A 16,027-nucleotide genomic window follows, 5' to 3' on the forward strand; every position below is an offset into this window, starting at 1 on the left:
AACCCTACCCACGCACCCGCGGTTCGGGCTAGAACTGCAGGGTGTACGCCATCTTGCGGTGAGTGGGCACAAAGCCCATACCGGTGTAGAGGCCGAGGGCTCCGGTCGGGCTGTCCGAGTCGACGGCGAGGGTCACCCGCTCGTGGCCCAAGGCACGGCCTGCCCCGAGCTGGGCAGCCAGCAGGGACTGGGCGATGTGGCGGCCGCGCCATCCGCTCAACACGCCGACCAGGTCGATGTAGCTGCCGGTGAAACCCTGGGTGGCCCAGACGTTCTCGTTCGCGGTCGACAGCACGAAGCCGACAACGCGCTCGGTGCCGGATGCGTCTGTACCGTAGGCCACGAACGAGAGGTCGGGGCGAAACCATTTGCCGCCCACGAACGCGTTCCAGTTCTCGTCGCTCATCGGCTGGCTGCCCCAGTGGTCCATAAAAGCGTCGTCACGGGTGGCGTGCACCTCGGCCGAGGCCGCGGCAGTAAACGCGGCAATGCGGATGCCGGCGGCCGCGGTGATCACCGGCACCGGGGCATCCAGGGGTCGTTCGAGGGTGAGAAAGTAGCGTGTGAGGCTCAGGCCGGCGCGTTCGAACAGCGCGGCGTTCTGTGGGGAACGTTCGTCGGAATAGCTGACGATCCAGCCGGGCAGGGTCTTCGGCGAAGAGGCGAGCTGCTGCTTCGCCCGACCCAGCTGCCAGGCAAGCAGTTGACGACCAACGCCGCGGGCTCGAATCGACGGATGCACCCCGCCGATCGTCATCGAACGCACGAGACTCACCTGACGCGGCGGAAACATGACCATGCCGACCGCAACCACCTGCCCGGCGGCGTCGAGCCCTACGAGCGAATCGAACTCAGCATGAAAGTGTGAGTAGCCGAAGTCGGCGGTGATCGCGCCACGGGCGGTCAGAAAGTTAGGGTGGTCTACCCGGCCCATGACCTGCCGAAGCTGCCAGATACCGTCGATATCGTCGATCGTCGCAGGCCGCCAGAGCGCGACGTCAGGATGCACTGGCAAATCGAGCTGAGCGGGGGCGGTCACGCGTTCATTGAGGGGCCGCAGCACTGAAATCATGCTTCAACCCTAACGACCCACCGTTGGCGGGCACAAAAAAGGGGACCCGACCGAAGTCGGGCCCCTTCAAGCGAAAACAGTTTCTACTTGGCTTCCTCGGCGACGGGTGCGTCAGCATCCGCTTCGACGACAGCTTCGGAGTCTTCGACAACAACGTCGTCAGCTACGACCTCGTCAACGACAACGTTCTCAGAACCGACCGGGGTCGCGGCGACGGTCGCGGTCTTGGAGCGCTTGACCTTGGGGGTCAGGGGCTCGAGAACGAGCTCCATCTGCACCATGGACGCGTTGTCACCCTTGCGAAAACCGAGCTTCGTGATGCGGGTGTAACCGCCCTGACGCTCGTTGACCTGCGGGGCGATGACCGTGAACAGCTCGTGCACGACGGTCTTGTCGGTGATCGTCGCGAGAACGCGACGACGGGCGTGCAGGTCGCCGCGCTTGGCGAACTGCACCATGCGCTCGGCGAGCGGACGCAGGCGCTTGGCACGCGTCTCGGTCGTCTTGATCGACTTGTGGGTGAACAGGGCCGCGGCCAGGTTCGCAAGCATGAGGCGCTCGTGCGCCGGGCCGCCCCCGAGACGGGGGCCCTTTGTGGGCTTAGGCATTGGTAATCTCCAGTATCAAAAAATCGAAAGGCAGCGTTGAAGCGCGAGCCTTAGATGGTCTCTTCTTCGTAGCCGCTGTAGAAGTGCGCGCCGTCGAATCCGGGAACCGAATCCTTCAGGGACAGGCCGAGCTCAACGAGCTTGTCCTTCACTTCGTCAACCGACTTCTGCCCGAAGTTGCGGATGTTCATCAGCTGGGTCTCCGAGAGGGCGACCAGTTCGCTGACGTTGTTGATGCCTTCGCGCTTGAGGCAGTTGTACGAGCGCACCGACAGGTCGAGGTCTTCGATCGGAATCGAAAGCTCGGTCGAGAGCACAGCGTCAACCGGCGCGGGGCCGATCTCGATGCCCTCAGCGGCGGTGTTGAGCTCGCGGGCCAGACCGAACAGCTCGGTCAGGGTGCGACCAGAGGATGCGATGGCGTCGCGAGGCGAGATAGCCGACTTGGTCTCCACGTCAACGACGAGGCGGTCGAAGTCGGTGCGCTCACCGGCACGAGTTGCCTCGACGCGGTAGGTCACCTTGAGCACGGGCGAGTAGATCGAGTCGACCGGAATCTGGCCGGCCTCGGAGAACTCATTGCGGTTCTGGGTGCTGGAGACGTAACCACGGCCACGCTCAATGGTCAGTTCGAGTTCGAACTTCGCCTTGTCGTTGAGGGTTGCGATGACCAGTTCCGGGTTGTGCACCTCGACGCCGGCCGGGGCCGAAATGTCAGCTGCGGTAACCTGACCGGAACCCTGCTTACGCAGGTACGCGGTGATGGGCTCGTCGTGCTCGCTCGAGACGACGAGGCCCTTGATGTTCAGGATGATCTCGGTGACATCTTCCTTCACCCCGGGGACGGTGCTGAACTCGTGCAGCACGCCATCGATACGGATGCTGGTTACAGCAGCGCCCGGGATCGAGGAGAGCAGGGTACGGCGAAGTGAGTTGCCGAGGGTGTAGCCGAAGCCAGGTTCGAGCGGCTCGATGATAAACCGTGAACGAAACTCCGAGATGTTCTCTTCGGTGAGCGTTGGACGCTGTGCAATAAGCACTGTTGATTCCTTTCGGCTAAGTGTCCGCTATATGACACTTGCAATGACGAGAGAGTGAAAAGTTGAAAGAAAAGAGTCCCCACGGGCTTCGGCAACAATGCAGTGCCGAGCCCGTGGAGTTGACAGCGAGTGCTTTAGACGCGGCGGCGCTTCGGCGGACGGCATCCGTTGTGGGCCTGGGGCGTCACGTCGTTGATCGAACCGACCTCGAGGCCGGCGGCCTGCAGTGAACGGATCGCGGTCTCGCGGCCTGAGCCGGGTCCCTTGACGAAGACGTCAACCTTCTTCATTCCGTGTTCCTGCGCCTGGCGGGCGGCCGACTCGGCGGCCAGCTGTGCGGCGAAGGGGGTCGACTTGCGCGAACCCTTGAAACCAACCTGGCCCGACGAGGCCCAGCTGATGACAGCTCCTGTCGTGTCAGTGATCGACACGATCGTGTTGTTGAAGGTGCTCTTGATGTGGGCCTGGCCCACAGCAACGTTCTTCTTTTCTTTCTTACGCGGCTTCCGTACGGCCGACTTGGGTTGTGCCATGAATTTCTCCTGAATCCTAAAGGCGTTAGCGGGCTAGGCCGGGGGCCTAGCGCGCCTTCTTCTTGCCGGCTACGGTGCGCTTCGGACCCTTGCGGGTGCGAGCGTTGGTCTTGGTGCGCTGACCGCGAACGGGCAGGCCCTTGCGGTGGCGAATGCCCTCGTAGCTGCCAATTTCAACCTTGCGGCGGATGTCAGCGGCAACCTCACGGCGGAGGTCACCCTCAACCTTGAAGGTTCCTTCGACGTAGTCGCGGAGAAGGACGAGCTGGTCGTCGCTCAAATCCTTGACGCGGATGTTTCCGTCGATTCCAGTGTCGGCGAGGGTCTTGAGGGCCCTCGTACGGCCAACACCGTAAATGTAAGTCAATGCAACTTCCACGCGCTTATCGCGCGGGATGTCGACGCCGGCTAGACGTGCCATTGTGTCTCCTGTTAGTGATGGAGGTCTGTAACAGCTCCTGTACACCGGCCTCCAACCGATGGTGTCACCCGTGACGGGCTCCCGGAACTGCTATTTCAATATTCAGTTATTCAGGTAAATCTCGAGGCGACGAATCGCAACGGATTTAACCCTGGCGCTGCTTGTGACGCGGGTTCTCGCAGATGACCATCACGTTGCCGTTACGGCGGATGACCTTGCACTTGTCACAGATCTTTTTGACGCTGGGCTTGACCTTCATGGTGATTCCTTGTTTTCGCTGTCTTCGTACCCTCGGGATGCCGAGGGCCGTTACTTACAGCAGCCGTTACTTGTAGCGGTAGACGATCCGGCCTCGGGTCAGATCGTAAGGACTCAACTCAACGATCACGCGGTCCTCCGGGAGGATGCGGATGTAGTGCTGACGCATCTTGCCCGAGATGTGGGCAAGAACTCGGTGGCCGTTTGACAGCTCAACGCGAAACATCGCGTTGGGCAGAGCTTCGACTACTGCGCCCTCGATTTCGATGACACCGTCTTTTTTGGCCATACCCTCACTGTCGCTCTGTATTGATTGCTGGTCATGCGGGATTGATGCCAGACACGCCACAAAAGACGACACCAGACACCAAGGATCAATCTTATGGTATGAGATTGCCTTTTAGCAATTCAGTCCTATAATCGCCACCGCAAGCGCCCCCGACTCGCCAGCGGCGGGCTTGACCGCAGGAGTTGGGGGCGCCGATAAAGCGGCTGGGGCGTTTGCTCAGCGGCTCACCCGCTGGGCGGCGATGATTTCGCGGCTGACCAATTCGAAGAGCGGATGCTCCGGCACCAGCCCGCAGACGACCTCAGCGATCCGCGGCGCGGCTTCCCCGGCCAGCAGCAGCTGAAGTTCCACACTCTGCGCATCCTCCGGTACGTCGAACCGGAACGCTGCGCGAATGGCTTCCAGCAGAGCGACCGGATTGGCTCCGCCCTCGGCGAGCTCCGCCGCCGGCCCGATGAACCGTTCAAAGCGGCTGAGTTTGCGCATCGGTTCCCGCCCAACCCGTACGACGGCGTCCTGCAAAGCCGGGTTCTCGAATCGGGCCAGGATCTTCTCCCGATAGGCGCGCTGGGCGACCTCGTCCAGACCGTGCTTAGCCACGAGCAGCCCCGAGGTCTCCTCGAGCACCCGACGCGCGGCATCCCGCACGACCGACAGCTCGAGCGCCTCGCTGATTGTTGCCGCCCCGGCCAGATGACCGAAGTACGCGATGGTCGCGTGCCCGGTGTTCACCGTGAAGAGCTTGCGCTCGATGAATGGCTCGAGGTTGTCGACGAAGGTCACTCCGGCGATGTCGGGTACCGCGCCCGCAAAGCCGCCGCGCTCGATCACCCACTCGGCGAAGGTCTCCACGGTCACATCGATGCCGGCATCCGCAGACTGCCCCGGCACGATGCGATCGACGGCGGTGTTGGCGAAGACGACCCGAGCGGTGACGGCTGCCCGATCGGCCGAAAGCACGTGGGAGAGCACGTGTTCGGCCAGCCGGTCGGTCGCGTTTATGGCGTTCTCGCAGGCGATCACCGGCAACGGCGGCAGGGTCGCCCGCCGTCGCACGAGCCCGGCCGCGATCACCGGGGCAACGAACTTGAGAATGTTCGGGCCGACCGCCGTGGTGACGATGTCGGCCGTAGCGATCTCGGCGACAAGCTCCTCGGACTGCGTGTCGCTGTTGATCGCCCGAAAGTTGTCAACGACGTGCACGCTCGATTCACCGCCGACCTCGAACACCCGGTAGCTCGGAGCCGCGTGCAGCGCGTCGATCAACGCCGCATTCACGTCGGCGAAAACAACCTCGTAGCCGGCCTCGTGCAGCAGCAGTCCGACGAATCCGCGCCCGATGTTGCCCGCGCCGAAGTGAACGGCTTTCATGCTTCGTTGACCTCCTCGAGCAGTTGAAAGATCTCGTCGGCCGACCCGGCATCGAGGAGTTTCTGCACCTCGTCGGTGTCGGAGAACACGATGGCGACCTTGGACAGAATCTCTAGGTGTTCGTTGTTGAGGCCGGCGATGCCAACGGCGAAACGCACCGGTTTGCCGTTCCAGTCGATTGGCTGCGGGTAGCGCACGAGCGAAAGCGAGGAACGCAGGATCGATTCCTTAGCCTCGTTCGTGCCGTGCGGTATGGCCAGAAAATTGCCCATATAGGTGCTGACCGAAGCTTCCCGCTCGAACATCGAGTCGATGTAGTCGGGGCGCACCGCGCCTGAGTCCACGAGCAGGGCTCCGGCTTCGCGAATGGCTTCGTCCCGGGTGGTGGCCGTGCCCTCGGCCACCACGTTGGTGCGGGCGAGGATGTTCTGCGTCACCGGGTCACCTCGTTGTCGTTCAACATGATCAGCTCGACGACCTCGTCGTACTTGGGGCTGTTCATGAAGTTCTCCACCGAAATGTGCACCGAGTTCGGCGACTTGGTGCGCGCCCGATCGGTGAGGTCCTGGTGGGTAATAACGAGGTCGGCGGTTCCGTCGAGGTTCGCGATGGCCTTGTTCACAACCGTGACTCCCTCGATTCCGGCCTTCTTGATCTTGTTGCGCAGTACAGAGGCGCCCATGGCGCTCGACCCCATGCCGGCATCGCAGGCGAACACGATGTTGCGCAGCGGTCGACCAGCGCCGACGCCGGCGGCATCCGTTTGGCCGGCGAGGCCGCCGAGCACCGAACTGGACTTGCCCTTATAGGCCTCCGTCTGCGCAACCGCAGCGCCAAGGTCACCGGTGCTGCCGGCGGCCAGGTCGCCCTTGCGGCTCGCGCGCAGAATGACCGCGGCGATCAGGAACGACACACCGGCCGCGCCGATCACCGAGAGGATGACCCCGACGTAACTGTCGGGCGCGGTTTGGAACAACACGGCGAAGATACTGCCCGGCGAAGCTGGAGCACGCAGCCCGGTCTGGAACGCCACGTTGATCGCGACACCGGTCATGCCGCCGCCGATCGCGGCGAGGATGATGATCGGCTTCATCAGCACGTAGGGGAAGTAGATCTCGTGGATGCCGCCGAGGAACTGGATGATGATGGCACCGGGGGCGCTCGCCTTCGCGATGCCGAGCCCGAAGAAGGAGTAGGCGAGCAGAATACCCAGGCCAGGGCCGGGGTTGGCCTCGAGCAAAAACAGCAGCGATTTGCCGTTTTGCTCGACCTGCTGAACGCCGAGAGGGGTGAGTACGCCGTGGTTGATGGCGTTGTTCAAAAACAGCACCTTGCCGGGTTCGATCAGAATGCTCGCCAGCGGCAGCAGGTTGTTTGCGACGAGCCAGTCGACGGCGGTCTCGAGCACGCTGCTGATGCCGGTCACGACCGGGGCGATGCCAAAGAACGCAGCGATGGCGAGTATGGCGCCGAGGATTCCGGCCGAGAAGTTGTTGACCAGCATCTCGAAACCGGCTTTGATCTTGCCGTCCCAGATGGCGTCGACCTTCTTGAGCAGCCAGGCCGAGAGCGGGCCCATAATCATGGCGCCGATGAACATCGGGATGGTGCTGCCGACGATGACACCCATCGTGGCGATCGTTGCGATCACACCGCCGCGGGTGTCATAGATCATGCGGCCACCCATGTTGGCGATCAGCAGGGGCAGCAGGTAGGTGATCATTGGGCCGACGAGGCCGACATATTGCGGAAACGTGGTGCCGTCTTCTGCGGTGCCGAGCGATGTCGCGGCACCCTGCCAGCCGACGGCGTTCATGTCGCCGAACCCGCCGAGAATGCCGTTGGGCGCCCAGCCGGTGGGAATGAACAGGGCGGTGATGAGTCCCCAGGCGATGAACGCGGGAATGTTCGGCATGACCATGCCGCTCAAAAATGTGCCGAAGCGCTGCACGTGCACGCGCGTGCCTGGGCGTTTCGGGTCGACTGACGTCGTCGTCATTTCAGGACCTCTCTTGTTTGGTTTGGTGTGCCGTGGTGAATAAAACGGATGCCCCGCCGCCGACCGCGAGCCGGGTCACGGATGCGCCCCCATCGCGTTCAGGGCGAGGTCGAGCGCGGCTTCGCCGTCTCGGTCAGTGAAGATCGAGGTGGGCAGCAGTCGAGCCTGCGCCCCATGGTCAGCGCACTGCTGCGCCATAGCCACAAACGCGGGCGCGAGGTGCGGGCCGATCAGTACGACGTCGACCGGGGAGCGGGCGACGGCGGCGCTGAGTCGCACGAGCAGGTCGGTTTCGGTGATGGCGGTCACCGAGACGGTGAGACCGCGCAGGGTGGCGCTGCGTCGCAGGCGGAGCGCCACGAACGTGCTCGACGCGCCCGCGCCGCACACCACCAGAATCTTCATCGATTCGCCCTTCCGACGCTTGCGATCCTGTCAAAATGCTGAGCATTAATCCAAGATCACAATTTCCGCACCCCCGGAAAGGGCCCCCGGGGCCCAAAAGGTGGGCACAATGGTCGCAGAAACGACGAACCGGGGTTCGATCATGGCCGACAAGCAGACGAGGATGCTGGATTACCTCGTGCGCACGCCTGCCTGGGTCACGGCCGGCGAACTCGCCGATGCGCTCGGGGTCACGCCGCGCAGTGTGCGCAGTTACGTCACCAACCTGAAGGCGGCGGCGCATCCGCTCGCCGTGATCGAGTCTGGACCGTTGGGGTACCGTCTGAACCGCACCGCCTACGCCACATTCGTGCAGACACCGCCTTCGGAGACGACGGATTCACCGCAAAACCGGGTGTACCAGCTCGTGCGGCGACTCACCGACAGCGTGGGTTTCGAAGGCGCCGGCGGGCTCGATTTGTATACCCTCGCCGAAGACCTGTTCGTGAGCGACTCAACCATTGAGGCCGACCTTGTGCGCTTGCGCGCGCTGCTCCAGGGTTCGGAACTGGAACTGACCCGGCGCGGCAACATCGTGGGGCTGGCCGGCTCGGAGACCGAACGTCGCCGGCTGCTCGGGCGCATGTTCCGGGACGAGAGCAAGCGTGGGTTCCTGGAGCTTGCCGCCATCTCGCGCGAGTTCGATTCCCACCAACTGGGCGCGTTCAAGACCGACCTTCTCGCCGCCCTCGACGTTTCGGGCTATTTCATCAACGAGTTCGGCACTGACGGCGTGCTGCTGCACCTCGCCATCGCCGTCGATCGCGCGCGCAAACGGGCGCCAGCAGCACCCCTGACCCCGCTAAACGATCCCCCACCGGACGGTCCCACGCCGACCGATCCCCCGCCGGAACTGGCCAGCACCCTCGCCGACCTCGTCGTCACGCACTTCGACCTCGTGCTCGACCCGGCCGAACTCGACTACCTCGCGGTATTGCTGCGCACCCGGGTGCTCGCGCCGGGACACGACCTGCCGGCGCAAGCGGCGGCATCCGCTTTCGCCCGACCGCAGGATCTCGCGGTCGTGCGCCGCATCGTGGCCCAGGCCAGCGCTGAGTACCTCGTCGACCTGACCGACGAGGACTTCATCGCCCGCCTCACCCTGCACGTTCGCAACCTCATCGATCGGGCCGGGCAGAGTTCCTTCTCACGCAACCCCCTCACGCGCTCGCTGAAGACGTCCTACCCGATGACCTATGAACTTGCCGTCTACATCGCGAGCGAACTGCAGCGCCACGAGCGAATCGTGATCAACGACGACGAGATCGCCTATATCGCCATGCATGTCGGCGCCCACCTCGAGCAGCAGCAACGGCAGGAGCAGCGGGTGCGCACGGTGCTGGTCTGCCCGAATTACTACGACCTGCAGGCGGTGCTGCGCGAGCGTATTGAGGGCGCGCTCGGCGCCGACCTCGACGTCGTCGGCGTCATCACGCGCGCCGACGTGGACTGGGACCGGATCGATGCCCCGCTCGTGCTGACCACGATCGAGCCGCCTCGGCCGGTCGACGGGGCCCTCGTGATCCATCCGTTCCTGACCGAGGTCGATGTGAGCAACATTCGCCAGTTCGTCAGCCGGGTGCGCCGCAGCGGACGCCGCGCCCTGATCAAAGACGAGTTGCTGCGCTTCTTCGACGAAGACCTGTTTCTGCGCAACTTCTACCCCGCCGACGCCGCGGCCATGATTCGCGCCCTCGGCGAGCGGATGCGCAAACGCGGCATCATCACCCAGGCCTACGTCGACGGCGCCCTCGACCGCGAACGGATGTCATCGACCGCGTTCACCGACAACCTCGCGGTGCCGCACGCCATGGAGATGACCGCCCTGCGAACGTCCATCGCCATCGTGCTGAACGACATACCGATGGACTGGGGCGAAAGCCGGGTCACGGTCGTCGCGATGATCGCGTTCAGCGCCGCCGGGCGCTCGTCATTCCAGGTGGTGTTCGACCAGTTCGTCGAGGTGTTCGCCGACCGGGCCGATGTGCACCGGCTGGTGCAACGCTCGGGCGATTTCGCGAGCTTTATCGACCAACTCGTGCATCTGATGGACCAGTAGTCGCACCCAAACGCTGCGCGGGCGCCCTCGCCGGCAGCTTGGGGCGTTAGGGGATGGGAACGGGGATGATGCCGAACTGGGCGAGCCCTGCGGCTCCGCCGTCTTCGGCGGTGAGCACCCAGATACCGTCTTTGTGTACCGCAATACTGTGTTCCCAGTGCGCGGCGGCCTTACCGTCGCTCGTGGCGACAGTCCAGTCGTCGTCGCGGGTGTAAGTGTCGATCGATCCGAGCACGACCATCGGCTCGATGGCGACAACCAGGCCGGGCTTCACGTCGGGGCCCTTCTGGCGCACACGGTAGTTGAACACCGGCGGGGCCTCGTGCATGGAGCGACCGATGCCGTGGCCGACATAGTCGGTAAGAATTCCGTAGGTGCCCTGCGATTCGATGTAATCTTCGATGGCTTCACCGACCTCATTGAGGTGGCGGGCGGTGTGCAGCCGGGCGATGCCGTGCCAGAGTGACTGCTCGGTCACGTCGGACAGTTTCTGGCGTTCGGCCACGAGCTCGGGCCGGCTCGGGTCGGGGATCACATAGCTGAAGGCGGCGTCGCCGTTCCAGCCCTCGATAATCGCACCGCTGTCGATCGAGACGATGTCTCCGGCACCGAGGCGGCGAGCGGAGGGTATGCCGTGCACGACGTCGTCGTTGACCGACGCGCACACGGTGTGGTGGTAGCCCTCTTCAAGCTTAAAGTTCGGCTTTCCACCGAGCGCGACGATGGCGGCCTCAGCCGCAGCGTCAAGGTCGAGGGTCGTCGCGCCGATGACCATGGCCGCGCGGGCAGCCACGAGCGATGCCGCGGTGGCCAGGCCCGGTGCCACCATGAGGCGCAACTGGGCCGGGTTCTTGTAGATGGAACGTCGAAGACTCACTGATTGCCTACAAACTAGCTCCGAACAGGGGAGCGATATTTTTATGATTGTTCACATGGTGATGGGCCGAGCCGCGAGGCCCGGCCCGGCCCGAACGGGTGAAGCAGTTTTAGAGCGTTGTGGTGCTACTGCGCCTTGGAACTGGCCAGGAGGCCGCGTTCGGCCAGCGCGGCGAGAATACGGTCGGTGACCACTTCAACGGCGCCGAGGCCGTCGATGGTGACGACGAGGCCGCGGGCGCTGTACACATCGATAAGCGGAGCAGTCTGCTCTGCGTAGACATCGAGACGGTGACGGATGACGTCGGCCGTGTCGTCCGCGCGGCCCTGCTCGGCGGCCCGCTTGAGCAGTCGGGCGACGACCTCATCGGTGTCGGCGGTGATCAGCACGACCACGTCGAGCTGGGTGCCCTCCGCGACGAGAATACGGTCGAGCTCGGCCACCTGATCGGTCGTGCGTGGGTAGCCGTCGAGCAGAAAGCCGCTGGCGGCATCCGCTTCATTCAACCGGTCGGCGACGATCGCGTTGGTGAGGCTGTCTGGCACGTAGGCCCCGGCGTCCATGAACGACTTGACCTCGAGCCCCAGCGGGGTGTTGTTGGTCACGTTGTAACGAAAGATGTCACCGGTGGAAATAGCCGGAACGTCGAAGGCGAGCGCGAGGCGCTCGGCCTGAGTACCCTTGCCCGCGCCGGGCGGGCCGATCAGTAGTAAGCGCGTCATTTAAGAAGCCCCTCATAGTGTCGCTGTTGCAGTTGCGAGTCGATCTGCTTGACCGTCTCGAGCCCCACCCCGACGACGATGAGAATGCTCGCGCCGCCGAACGGGAAGTTCTGGTCGGCGCCAATGACCGAGAAGGCGATCAGCGGTATGAGCGCGATCAGGCCCAGGTAGATCGAGCCCGGCAAGGTGATGCGGGTCAGCACGAAGTCGAGGTACTCGGCGGTCGGGCGGCCCGCACGGATGCCGGGAATGAAGCCGCCGTACTTCTTCATGTTGTCGGCGACTTCTTCGGGGTTGAACGTGATGGCCACGTAGAAGTAGGTGAAGCCGATGATGAGCAGGAAGTACATGGCCATGTACAGCGGCTGATCGCCACCGGTGAGGTTCTGAGAGATCCAGACCACCCAGGCCGGGGCTTCGGATCCGGCGGCCGGCTGGTTGAACTGCGCGAGCAGGGCCGGCAGGTAGAGCAGCGAGGAGGCGAAGATCACGGGGATGACGCCCGCCATGTTGACCTTGATCGGAATGTAGGTGTTGTTGCCGCCATAGGTACGCCGCCCAACCATGCGTTTGGCGTATTGCACCGGGATTCGTCGCTGGGATTGTTCGACGAAGACGACGCCGGCGACCACCAGTACTCCCACGATCAGCACAATGATGAGGGTGTCGAAGCCCTGCTGCTGGCCGATCGCGGTCAGCGAACCGGGGAAGAGCGCGGCGATCGAGACGAAGATCATGAGGGACATGCCGTTGCCGACGCCGCGTTCCGTGACGAGCTCACCCATCCACATGATGACGCCGGTGCCGGCGGTCATGGTGATGACCATGAGCATGATCGCGTACCAGGCGTCGTTGGTGATCAGCTGGGTGCACTCGGTACTGGCGGAGGTGCCGAACAGGGCGCCGCTGCGAGCCACCGTGATCAGGGTGGTCGACTGGAGGATGCCGAGGGCGATGGTGAGGTACCGCGTGTACTGGGTCAGAGTGCTCTGACCGGACGCACCCTCCTTGTAGAGGGTGTCGAAGTGAGGAATGACCACGCGCAGCAGCTGCACGATGATCGAGGCCGTGATGTACGGCATGATGCCGAGCGCGAAGACGCTGAGCTGGAGCAGTGCGCCACCGCTGAACAGGTTGACGAGCTCGTAGAGTCCGCTCGTGCCCTGATTGGCTGCCAGACACAGTTGCACGTTGCCGAAGTCCACGAACGGTGCCGGAATGAACGAGCCCAGACGGAACAGAGCAATGATGCCCAGGGTGAAGCCGATCTTCTTGCGAAGGTCGGGCGTGCGGAAGATCCGCGCAATGGCGCTAAACAAAAAGGCCTCCAGATTTTTACGCAGATCGACCCGCACAGGTCGTCTTAAAGCGATCGAGCTTGTCGAATCACACCAAACGATTTACTCGTTGACGGATTCGACAAGCTCGATTGAGCGTCTACGGACTTACTTTACAGATCCACCCGCGGCGACAATTTTCTGCTCAGCTGAAGCAGAGACCTTGTCGACCGTCACGTTCAGCTTAACGGTAATTTCACCGGTTCCAAGAACCTTGACTTTTTCGTTGTCACGAACTGCACCCTTGGCGATCAGGCCGGCAATGGTGACATCGCCGCCGTTCGGGTAGAGCAGTTCGAGTTTTTCCAGGTTGACAACCTGGTACTCGACGCGGAACGGGTTCTTGAATCCACGCAGTTTCGGGGTGCGCATGTGCAGGGGCATCTGCCCACCCTCGAAGCCGACGCGCACGGTGTAGCGTGCCTTCGTGCCCTTGGTGCCTCGACCCGCGGTCTTACCCTTGGATCCTTCACCACGGCCAACGCGCTGGCGGGCCTTCTTCGCTCCGGGGGCCGGGCGAAGGTGGTGTACCTTCAGCACGTGCTCACGGGGCTCAGTGGGCTCTGCTGCAACAGCGGCCTTTTTGGGAGCTGCGGCCTTTTTGGGGGCAGCGGCCTTCTTCGTGGCGGGCTTGTCGGCACCAGGCTGGTCCACTACGCGGGTAGCTTCCTTCTCCTCAGCCATTAATCTATCTCCTCGACCTTTACGAGGTGAGCGACGGTGTTGACGTAGCCACGGTTCTGCGAGTTGTCCTCGCGGATCGTGACGGCGCCAATGCGTCGCAGACCCAGGCTGCGAAGAGTGTCGCGCTGGTTCTGCTTCTCACTAATTTTGGACTTGATCTGTGTGATCTTCAGCTGGGCCATCAGGCACCTGCCTTCGTGGTTGCGGCCGCTGCAGCTGCAGCAGCGTCGGCACGAAGAAAACGGGCCGGAGCCACGTCTTCATAGGCGAGGCCACGGCGAGCCGCAACCGCACGGGGCTCTTCGAGCTGGTGCAGGGCCTCGACCGTGGCGTGCACGATGTTGATGGTGTTCGACGAACCGAGCGACTTGCTCAGCACGTCGTGGATACCAGCGCATTCGAGTACGGCGCGCACCGGGCCACCGGCGATAACGCCGGTACCTGCTGCTGCCGGACGAAGCAGAACGACGCCGGCTGCGGCCTCACCCTGTACGGGGTGCGGGATGGTCAGGCCGACGCGAGGAACGCGGAAGAAGTTCTTCTTCGCCTCTTCGACGCCCTTGGAGATAGCGGTCGGGACCTCGCGGGCCTTACCGTATCCAACGCCGACCAGGCCGTTTCCGTCGCCGACGACGACGAGAGCGGTGAAGCTAAAGCGACGACCACCCTTGACGACCTTCGACACGCGGTTGATGGTGACGACGCGCTCCAGGAACTGGCTCTTGTCGGCATCGCGGCTTCCGCGGTCCTTGTTCGGATTGCGCTCACGTCCACCACGACGAGCCTCGCGGGGCTCGTTCTGCGGCGGGGTCGTGGAGGCAGCGGTTTCAACCGGCGCCTCGGCAACGGCAGCAACAGGTGCTGTGGTTTCGATCTTTTCAGTGCTCACAGGTTCAATCCACCCTCTCGAGCTCCCTCGGCGATGGCTGCGACGCGTCCTGCGTACTTGCTGCCACCACGGTCAAATACAACGGCTTCGATGCCGGCGGCTTTCGCACGCTCAGCAACAAGCTCACCGACCTTGCGGGCCTTGGCGGTCTTGTCACCATCGAAGGTGCGCAAATCCGTTTCGAGCGTGGATGCCGACGCAAGGGTGAAACCCTTGCTGTCGTCGACGACCTGCACGAATACGTGGCGAGCCGAACGCGTGACAACGAGGCGCGGGCGAAGCGCCGTTCCCTCAATCTTCTTGCGAAGACGTGTGTGTCGACGTCCGCGGGCTGCGGCCTTGCTCTTGCCTCTAGTTCCGAGTCCCATGGTTACTTACCGCTCTTTCCGGCCTTGCGGCGAACAATCTCGCCGGCGTAACGCACACCCTTGCCCTTATAGGGCTCTGGCTTGCGAATCTTACGGATGTTGGCGGCAACCTCGCCGACGGCCTGCTTGTCGATTCCGCTGACCGTGAGCTTGTTGACGCTCTCCACGGTCAGGACGATGCCGACGGGCGGCTCGACGACGACCGGGTGCGAGAAGCCGAGGGCGAACTCAACGGAGGTGCCCTTCTGCGCCGCGCGGTAACCGGTACCGACGATTTCAAGACCCTTGGAGTAACCAACAGTTACGCCGATGATCTGGTTGTTGATCAGGGTGCGGGTCAGACCGTGCAGCGAACGCGACTGGCGTTCGTCGTTCGGACGGGTGACGAGAACGTGACCGTCCTCGATCGACACCGAGATGGGGTTGGAAACGACGAGCGAGAGCTCGCCCTTCGGGCCCTTGACGGAGACGGCCTGGCCGTCAGCCACAACCGTGACCCCTGCGGGGATCGGGATGGGGAGTCTTCCAATACGTGACATTCTCAGTTACCACACGTAGGCGAGAACTTCTCCGCCTACGCCCTTCTTCTCAGCCTGGCGGTCGGTAAGCAGACCGCTGGAGGTGGACAGGATGGCAACGCCGAGGCCGCCGAGAACCGTGGGGATCTCGGTCGACTTTGCGTACACGCGAAGGCCGGGCTTGGAAACCCGCTTGATGCCTACGATGGAACGCTCACGGTTCGGACCGAACTTGAGGTCCAGCGTGAGGGTCTTGCCTACTGTTGCATCCTTGACGGTCCAGGCGGAGATGTAACCCTGAGCCTTGAGGATGTCAGCGATGTGCGCTTTCAATTTGCTATGCGGCATCGACACGGTGTCGTGGTACGCCGAGTTCGCGTTGCGCAGTCTGGTCAGCATGTCTGCGACCGGATCTGTCATTGTCATTTTGTGGTGCCTTTCTCGCCTGGTTTCGCCCATCCGTTACACGAATGACGACCTGTGGTGGTGAGGAAACCGATCGGTTGATCAGCTTCCGGGGTGAAAATCTGTGTGCGCC

General features: G+C 63.1%; 21 protein-coding genes. 1 reads left to right on the plus strand and 20 read right to left on the minus strand.

Annotated features, from left to right (window positions below; genetic code table 11):
* Nucleotides 1-28: 28 nt before the first annotated feature.
* From QMK31_RS05780 to QMK31_RS05830, 11 genes are all read right to left on the minus strand, one after another.
* Nucleotides 29-1,072, minus strand: a complete 1,044-nt coding sequence (locus QMK31_RS05780; protein WP_283500003.1) for a GNAT family N-acetyltransferase — start codon at nt 1,070-1,072, stop codon at nt 29-31.
* An 83-nt stretch (nt 1,073-1,155) separates the two neighbouring features.
* Nucleotides 1,156-1,680: a 50S ribosomal protein L17 gene (rplQ, locus tag QMK31_RS05785; protein ID WP_283500004.1), complete on the minus strand. Its 525-nt coding sequence runs from the start codon at nt 1,678-1,680 to the stop codon at nt 1,156-1,158.
* 50 nt (nt 1,681-1,730) lie between these two features.
* Nucleotides 1,731-2,720 (minus strand): DNA-directed RNA polymerase subunit alpha, encoded by a 990-nt coding sequence (locus tag QMK31_RS05790; RefSeq protein ID WP_104200450.1) that lies wholly within the window; start codon nt 2,718-2,720, stop codon nt 1,731-1,733.
* Nucleotides 2,721-2,854: 134 nt separating this feature from the next.
* Nucleotides 2,855-3,253, minus strand: a complete 399-nt coding sequence (gene rpsK / locus QMK31_RS05795; RefSeq protein WP_092107270.1) for a 30S ribosomal protein S11 — start codon at nt 3,251-3,253, stop codon at nt 2,855-2,857.
* Between the two features lie 46 nt (nt 3,254-3,299).
* Nucleotides 3,300-3,674: a 30S ribosomal protein S13 gene (gene rpsM, locus QMK31_RS05800; RefSeq protein WP_092449488.1), complete on the minus strand. Its 375-nt coding sequence runs from the start codon at nt 3,672-3,674 to the stop codon at nt 3,300-3,302.
* Between the two features lie 145 nt (nt 3,675-3,819).
* Nucleotides 3,820-3,933 (minus strand): 50S ribosomal protein L36, encoded by a 114-nt coding sequence (rpmJ, locus tag QMK31_RS05805; RefSeq protein WP_035834639.1) that lies wholly within the window; start codon nt 3,931-3,933, stop codon nt 3,820-3,822.
* A gap of 66 nt (nt 3,934-3,999) precedes the next feature.
* A complete protein-coding gene (gene infA, locus QMK31_RS05810) occupies nt 4,000-4,221 on the minus strand; it encodes a translation initiation factor IF-1 (protein ID WP_035834638.1) in 222 nt (73 codons plus the stop codon).
* 216 nt (nt 4,222-4,437) lie between these two features.
* Nucleotides 4,438-5,592: a mannitol-1-phosphate 5-dehydrogenase gene (locus QMK31_RS05815; RefSeq protein ID WP_283500005.1), complete on the minus strand. Its 1,155-nt coding sequence runs from the start codon at nt 5,590-5,592 to the stop codon at nt 4,438-4,440.
* A complete protein-coding gene (locus QMK31_RS05820; RefSeq protein WP_283500006.1) occupies nt 5,589-6,029 on the minus strand; it encodes a PTS mannitol transporter subunit IIA in 441 nt (146 codons plus the stop codon). The genes QMK31_RS05815 and QMK31_RS05820 overlap by 4 nt, the downstream gene beginning before the upstream one ends.
* Complete coding sequence (locus tag QMK31_RS05825; RefSeq protein WP_283500007.1) at nt 6,026-7,591, minus strand: PTS mannitol transporter subunit IIBC; 1,566 nt, start codon at nt 7,589-7,591, stop codon at nt 6,026-6,028. Before QMK31_RS05825 ends, QMK31_RS05820 begins: the two co-directional genes overlap by 4 nt.
* A gap of 75 nt (nt 7,592-7,666) precedes the next feature.
* Nucleotides 7,667-7,996, minus strand: a complete 330-nt coding sequence (locus QMK31_RS05830; protein ID WP_283500008.1) for a PTS sugar transporter subunit IIB — start codon at nt 7,994-7,996, stop codon at nt 7,667-7,669.
* A 109-nt stretch (nt 7,997-8,105) separates the two neighbouring features.
* Here QMK31_RS05830 and QMK31_RS05835 point away from each other — a divergent pair, with 109 nt between their 5' ends.
* On the plus strand, nt 8,106-10,094 hold the full coding sequence (locus QMK31_RS05835; RefSeq protein WP_283500009.1) for a BglG family transcription antiterminator: 1,989 nt from the start codon (nt 8,106-8,108) through the stop codon (nt 10,092-10,094).
* Nucleotides 10,095-10,140: 46 nt separating this feature from the next.
* On the opposite strand, the gene map is transcribed toward QMK31_RS05835, so the two are convergent.
* The 9 genes from map to rpsH all read right to left on the minus strand — a co-directional run bounded on the left by map (nt 10,141) and on the right by rpsH (nt 15,915).
* Nucleotides 10,141-10,971 (minus strand): type I methionyl aminopeptidase, encoded by an 831-nt coding sequence (gene map / locus QMK31_RS05840; protein WP_283500010.1) that lies wholly within the window; start codon nt 10,969-10,971, stop codon nt 10,141-10,143.
* Between the two features lie 125 nt (nt 10,972-11,096).
* A complete protein-coding gene (locus QMK31_RS05845; protein ID WP_283500011.1) occupies nt 11,097-11,693 on the minus strand; it encodes an adenylate kinase in 597 nt (198 codons plus the stop codon).
* Nucleotides 11,690-13,012, minus strand: a complete 1,323-nt coding sequence (gene secY, locus QMK31_RS05850; protein WP_283500272.1) for a preprotein translocase subunit SecY — start codon at nt 13,010-13,012, stop codon at nt 11,690-11,692. Before secY ends, QMK31_RS05845 begins: the two co-directional genes overlap by 4 nt.
* A gap of 126 nt (nt 13,013-13,138) precedes the next feature.
* On the minus strand, nt 13,139-13,714 hold the full coding sequence (gene rplO, locus QMK31_RS05855) for a 50S ribosomal protein L15 (protein ID WP_283500012.1): 576 nt from the start codon (nt 13,712-13,714) through the stop codon (nt 13,139-13,141).
* The gene (gene rpmD / locus QMK31_RS05860) at nt 13,714-13,896 is read right to left on the minus strand and encodes a 50S ribosomal protein L30 (RefSeq protein ID WP_066597599.1); all 183 of its coding nucleotides are present in this window, start codon (nt 13,894-13,896) and stop codon (nt 13,714-13,716) included. Before rpmD ends, rplO begins: the two co-directional genes overlap by 1 nt.
* Nucleotides 13,896-14,603: a 30S ribosomal protein S5 gene (gene rpsE / locus QMK31_RS05865; RefSeq protein WP_502852571.1), complete on the minus strand. Its 708-nt coding sequence runs from the start codon at nt 14,601-14,603 to the stop codon at nt 13,896-13,898. Before rpsE ends, rpmD begins: the two co-directional genes overlap by 1 nt.
* On the minus strand, nt 14,600-14,971 hold the full coding sequence (gene rplR / locus QMK31_RS05870; RefSeq protein ID WP_092107252.1) for a 50S ribosomal protein L18: 372 nt from the start codon (nt 14,969-14,971) through the stop codon (nt 14,600-14,602). Before rplR ends, rpsE begins: the two co-directional genes overlap by 4 nt.
* Nucleotides 14,972-14,973: 2 nt before the next feature.
* Nucleotides 14,974-15,510, minus strand: coding sequence for a 50S ribosomal protein L6 (gene rplF / locus QMK31_RS05875; protein ID WP_092107250.1), 537 nt, complete (start codon nt 15,508-15,510; stop codon nt 14,974-14,976).
* Nucleotides 15,511-15,516: 6 nt separating this feature from the next.
* Nucleotides 15,517-15,915 (minus strand): 30S ribosomal protein S8, encoded by a 399-nt coding sequence (gene rpsH, locus QMK31_RS05880; protein ID WP_092107248.1) that lies wholly within the window; start codon nt 15,913-15,915, stop codon nt 15,517-15,519.
* Nucleotides 15,916-16,027 lie beyond the last annotated feature (112 nt).

The sequence above is a fragment of the Cryobacterium sp. PH31-O1 genome, assembly GCF_030063455.1.
Lineage (GTDB): Bacteria > Actinomycetota > Actinomycetes > Actinomycetales > Microbacteriaceae > Cryobacterium.